Here is a 4,484-nt window from a genome sequence, read left to right on the forward strand (position 1 = left end):
CAGGAAGAGTTGGGCGGTGTTTCCTATGATGAGGAAATCCAGGAAATGCAGGTGCGTGCCAAAAAGAAAAAGTGGGGTAAAAAAGTTGAAGAGCATTTTAACCGGGAACTGGCCAAATTACAGCGGATGAATCCGCAGGTAGCTGAATATTCTATACAGCGAAATTACCTGGACCTGCTGTTGGACCTCCCATGGAACGAGTATTCCAAAGATAAATTTGACCTCAAGCGCGCCTCCCGAATTCTCGACAGGGATCACTACGGGCTCGAGGATGTAAAGCGCAGGATCATAGAATACCTGGCTGTACTGAAGCTGAGACAGGATATGAAATCCCCTATCCTCTGCCTGTATGGGCCTCCGGGGGTAGGTAAAACTTCTCTGGGGAAATCAATTGCAGAAGCCCTCGGCAGGGAATATGTGCGTATGTCCCTGGGTGGTTTACGCGATGAGGCAGAGATCCGCGGCCACAGGAAAACGTACATTGGGGCCATGCCGGGCCGCATCGTGCAAAACATCAAAAAAGCAGGCACTTCGAACCCGGTATTCATATTGGACGAAATAGACAAACTGTCTAATTCCCATCAGGGCGATCCTTCTTCAGCCATGCTGGAGGTGCTGGACCCTGAACAGAACAAGGAGTTTTATGACAATTTCCTGGAAATGGGTTATGACTTGTCCAAAGTGATGTTTATCGCCACGGCCAATAACCTGGGGTCCATCCAGCCTGCATTGCTAGACCGTATGGAAATCATCAATGTAACGGGGTATACCATTGAAGAAAAAGTGGAGATCGCAAAACGCCACCTGTTGCCAAAGCAATTGAAAGAGCACGGCCTGGATAAGAGTCATTTGCGAATTGGTAAACCCCAACTCGAAAAGATCGTAGAAGGGTATACCCGTGAATCTGGGGTGCGTGGCCTGGAAAAGCAGATTGCTAAAATGGTTCGCTTTGCGGCCAAATCCATTGCCATGGAGGAGCCCTATGAGATCAAGATAACCCATGCAGATGTAGAGAAGGTGTTGGGGCCACCCCGCCTGGAGCGCGACAAGTATGAGAATAACGAAGTTGCCGGTGTGGTTACCGGTCTGGCCTGGACCCGGGTGGGAGGGGATATCCTCTTTATTGAATCCATTATTTCAAGGGGTAAAGGTGGCCTCAACATTACAGGTAACCTTGGGAAGGTCATGAAGGAGTCGGCCACAATCGCCATGGAATTCATCAAATCCAATGCGGTACGGTATGGCCTGAAACCAGAGATTTTTGAAAAGTACAATGTACATATACACGTTCCTGAAGGAGCTACCCCCAAGGACGGCCCGAGTGCCGGAATTGCTATGCTCACTTCCCTATTTTCCCTTTTTACCCAGCGGAAGGTCAAGAAAAGCCTGGCCATGACCGGAGAGATTACACTGCGAGGCAAAGTGCTTCCTGTTGGCGGGATAAAAGAGAAAATACTGGCGGCAAAACGGGCCAGGATCAAAGAGATCATTTTGTGCGAAGACAACCGGAAGGACGTCAGGGAGATCAAAGAGGAATACCTGAAAGGGCTTACCTTCCATTATGTCACGGATATGAGTGAGGTGATCGATATCGCAATTACTGATCAAAAAGTGAAAAACCCCAAAAAACTCTGAAGCCAGGTGCAGCAGGTTCAGATTTCTGATTAAATCTGAGTAATTTTAAGTGATGCGACGAATAACAATCGCCATTGATGGTTTTTCCTCCACAGGAAAAAGTACCGTAGCCCGGCAATTAGCCGAGGCGTTATCTTACATCTACGTAGATACGGGTGCCATGTACAGGGCCGTTACGCTGTTTGCACTAAGATCGGGCTTTATCAGTGGGGATACCGTAAACAAGGAAAAGCTGCTTAAGAACCTCAATCAACTGGATCTGGAATTTCGGCACAATGCGGAAACCGGAAGATCCGACATGTACCTCAATTCGGAAAATGTGGAAAAACAGATCCGCACCCTGGAAGTATCCCGAATGGTAAGTCAGGTTGCTGTTTTTCCTGAAGTACGGGAAAAACTAGTTGCCCTGCAGCGGAAGATGGGCCAATCCAAGGGCATTGTCATGGATGGCAGGGATATCGGGACGGTAGTTTTCCCAGAGGCCGAACTAAAGATCTTTATGACCGCTTCCCCAGAGATCAGGGCAAACAGACGGTATAAAGAACTTTTGGAGAGGGGTGAGGACGTCCATTTCGCGGATGTACTTGAAAACGTGCGGAAACGCGATCATATTGATGCAACACGGGCCGTTTCTCCCCTGAAAAAGGCCAAAGGGGCAATAGTTATCGATAACAGCGATATGAGCCAGGAGGAACAATTTGATAGATTGCTTTTCCTGACACAGCAGATAATACAAGCACAATAAAAAAGCGGCCCTAAAGCCGCTTTTCTTTACTGTGAATCTTCCTAAAGGTTGGGGATCACCAGTTCCTGGTCCGGATAGATCAGGTCAGGGTTTTTGAGTTTGTCCGTATTTGCGGCAAAAATGGCTTTGTACTTCATAGGGTCTCCGTAATAGTGTTTTGCTATTTTACTAAGCGATTCCCCGGATTTTACAACATGCCTGTGGTAAACAGAATCATCCTCCACGGTGATATTCGCCATGATATCGGAGGGTTTTTCCCCGCCAATTTCCTTGATCTTGTCCCACAAGATATTTTTTTCATACTGGGTTTGGGTCTGTCCTTTGATTTTTAAAACCCCATTTTCTTCGGATACCTTTCCATCCTTTACCCCAATTTTTTCGCCAAGGTCAAGGACAGGCTGATATTTCTCCTTTACGCTCATATTTTGTTGTTATTAATGGTTAACAATAGTTTGCTTAAAGGTACGATTTATAACCCGAATTACACCGTATAGGCTATGGAAAGAGTTGGAGGGACACACAAATGGACTAAAGGTTTGAAAAACAAGAATTAAATTGTATTTTTGCGCACCTTTTTGGCGAGTAATCAGGAGCGAAAAGGGCCATAAAAAACAATACTAATACCTTCTGTGGGCATTGCCTAACTCCTGGGGCCTGGCAGAATACAAAGTAACATCAGCAGATGGCTGAAGAAAAAACAACAGCACCCGAGCAGGAAACGGCTCAGGTTAAAGAAGAAAAAGTAGAAACCCCTCAGCAGGACCCCCAGGAATTTCTGGACACTTTCGATTGGGAAAAGTACGAGGAAGGCATTGAGCGTATTGAAGATTCCAAACTGGAAGAATTTGAGAAGTTGGTTGCCGAGAATTTCGTGGACACTGCAGACGAAGAGGTAGTTGAAGGTACGGTTACCCACCTTACAGACAGGGAGGCCATTATCGATATCAATGCCAAATCAGAAGGGGTGATTTCCCTGAACGAGTTCCGATACAATCCTGACCTGAAAGTTGGGGATAAGGTAGAGGTACTTATTGATATCCGGGAGGATAAAAGCGGCCAACTTGTACTTTCACACAGAAAAGCAAGGATCATTAAGGCCTGGGATCGTGTTAACGCGGCCCACGATAAGGAGGAAGTAGTTACAGGTTATGTCAAATGCAGAACCAAAGGAGGTATGATCGTGGATGTGTTTGGAATTGAAGCCTTCCTTCCCGGTTCGCAGATCGATGTGAAACCTATCCGTGACTATGATCAATATGTTGGGAAAAACATGGAATTCAAGGTGGTGAAAATCAACCAGGAATTCAAAAACGTTGTGGTTTCCCACAAAGCACTGATCGAGGCCGATATTGAAGAGCAGAAACGTGAGATTATCAGCCAGCTGGAAAAAGGCCAGGTACTCGAAGGTGTTGTGAAGAACATCACTTCCTACGGGGTATTTATCGACCTTGGAGGGGTAGACGGACTCGTCCACATTACCGACCTGTCCTGGAGTCGAATCAATCACCCGAATGAGGTGGTAGAGCTAGACCAGAAGCTGAACGTGGTAATCCTCGATTTCGACGATAATAAATCCAGGATCCAATTGGGTCTGAAGCAACTTGAAAAGCACCCATGGGATGCCCTTGGTGATGAAATTCAGGTGGGCGACAAGGTGAAAGGTAAGGTTGTGGTTATAGCTGATTACGGTGCCTTCCTGGAAGTGGCAGAAGGCGTGGAAGGACTCATTCACGTATCCGAGATGTCCTGGTCCACACACCTGCGTTCTGCACAGGATTTCGTGAATGTGGGTGATGAACTCGAGGCAGTGGTCCTGACCCTTGACAGGGAAGACCGCAAAATGTCTCTGGGCCTCAAGCAGCTTACACCTGATCCATGGACAGATATCACTACCAAATATCCTGTTGGATCACGCCATAAAGGAATCGTTAGGAACTTTACAAACTTTGGTGTCTTCGTAGAATTGGAAGAAGGTATTGACGGACTTATATATATTTCTGACCTGTCATGGACCAAGAAAATTAAGCACCCATCAGAGTTTGTTACCGTTGGTGACACCCTGGAAGTTGAAGTACTGGAACTGGATGTGGAAGGGCGAAAACTG

Annotated in this window: 4 protein-coding genes; 3 read left to right on the top strand and 1 reads right to left on the bottom strand. The window is 46.6% G+C overall.

Annotated elements, in window-relative coordinates:
- A partial coding sequence (gene lon, locus AC4E7D_RS12025; protein WP_490174036.1) for an endopeptidase La occupies positions 1–1,635 on the top strand: 1,635 nt, incomplete at its 5' end.
- A 52-nt stretch (positions 1,636–1,687) separates the two neighbouring features.
- Positions 1,688–2,380: a (d)CMP kinase gene (cmk, locus tag AC4E7D_RS12030; RefSeq protein ID WP_490174037.1), complete on the top strand. Its 693-nt coding sequence runs from the start codon at positions 1,688–1,690 to the stop codon at positions 2,378–2,380.
- A 41-nt stretch (positions 2,381–2,421) separates the two neighbouring features.
- Here cmk and AC4E7D_RS12035 read toward each other — a convergent pair whose 3' ends face one another.
- On the bottom strand, positions 2,422–2,802 hold the full coding sequence (locus AC4E7D_RS12035) for a LysM peptidoglycan-binding domain-containing protein (protein ID WP_490174038.1): 381 nt from the start codon (positions 2,800–2,802) through the stop codon (positions 2,422–2,424).
- A gap of 260 nt (positions 2,803–3,062) precedes the next feature.
- Between AC4E7D_RS12035 and rpsA the strand changes: the two genes are divergently transcribed.
- On the top strand, positions 3,063–4,484 hold a 1,422-nt coding region (gene rpsA / locus AC4E7D_RS12040; protein WP_490174039.1), incomplete at its 3' end, for a 30S ribosomal protein S1.

This window comes from Lentiprolixibacter sp., from assembly GCF_982873095.1.

Excerpts from the sequence above, each read along its gene's own strand:
- cmk (WP_490174037.1), top strand. The coding sequence starts at position 1,688 with ATGCGACGAATAACAATCGCCATTGATGGTTTTTCCTCCACAGGAAAA.
- AC4E7D_RS12035 (WP_490174038.1), bottom strand. The coding sequence starts at position 2,802 with ATGAGCGTAAAGGAGAAATATCAGCCTGTCCTTGACCTTGGCGAAAAA.